At 62.3% G+C, this 1,157-nt stretch carries 1 protein-coding gene; it reads right to left on the bottom strand.

Annotated features, from left to right (window positions below):
- Positions 1-18: 18 nt before the first annotated feature.
- A partial coding sequence (locus tag NKI18_RS33290; RefSeq protein WP_502900807.1) for an IS110 family RNA-guided transposase occupies positions 19-1,157 on the bottom strand: 1,139 nt, incomplete at its 5' end.

Below are 1,157 nucleotides of genomic sequence, written 5' to 3'. Positions count from 1 at the left end.
CGGATGAGCAACCGTGCTTCATATCGATGCCGGATTCCACGATTTGTTGTCTCGGACCATGGCGTTGAGGGCTGTGATGAGTTTACGCATGACGGCGACGATGGCGACCTTTGCTTCCTTGCCCTTGGCCCGCAGCCGCTGGCGGAAAGCAGCGAAGATTGGGTTGTGCACTCCTGCGCTGAGTGCGGCCATATAAAGGACATTGCGGACAGGCTCTCGGCCACCCCAAATACATCGCTTGCCTTTGAGCTTGCCGCTGTCGTGGTCATAGGGAGCAAGCCCGACCAAGGCGGCGATCTGCCGGTTGGACAGGCGACCCAGTTCGGGCAGAAGCGCGATCAGTGTGGCGCTCAGAACCGGGCCGACGCTGGGCGTGGACCGCAGCAGCCGGTCGCGGTGCGCCAGGGCGGGATCGGCCGCAATTGCTTGGGCAATGCGCGTGTCAAGCAGCAGGATATCGGCACTGAGCCGGGTCGCACGCCGCTTGGCCAGGCGCTTGAGAGCAGCATCGCGCACGTGCTCGCGCTGGTTGTTGACACGGCTGAGCTCGGAATGGAGCTGGCGGCGTGCCGTGACTAATTCGATCACCAGTTCCAGGCGTGGGTCAAACTCCAGCTGATGCACCGGCAGCGTCGCCAGGAAGCGGGCGATCAGACGCGCATCGATGCGATCGTTCTTGGCGTTGATGCCGGCCGCACGCGCGAACTGGCGCAACCTGTGCGGATTGATGCGACGCACCGGCAGGCCAGCCTGCCACAACGCCTTGAGCACAGCACGCTCATAGCCGCCGCTCGCCTCAAGACCGATGGCGCCAATCTCACAGCCTGACAGCCGTTCAATCAATGCCGCATAACCGGTCTCGGTATTGTCGACTGCGAACAACTCCCCTGTTTCCAGAACGGCGATGTCCAGTCGGTCCTTGGCCACATCGATGCCGACATGGAGCACAATTTGTGTCATCTTCTGATCCCTTCCTTGCTGGTGCGGGGTCGAACCCTTGCAACCGTTCGGGCTATGGAAGCTGCGACGGAGCGCCTTGCTCATCCACGGGCTCAGACCAAGGGGTGTACGGGCTTCCGTCGCAGCGGGTGATCCGGTCATGACCCGGGTCGCCCGCCAGCCCAATCCTGCATGATTCGAGAGACACAAGGGGTGTT

Source organism: Mesorhizobium sp. M0800, from assembly GCF_040320095.1.
Taxonomy (GTDB): domain Bacteria; phylum Pseudomonadota; class Alphaproteobacteria; order Rhizobiales; family Rhizobiaceae; genus Mesorhizobium.
This window is presented reverse-complemented; position numbering and strand designations above follow the sequence as displayed.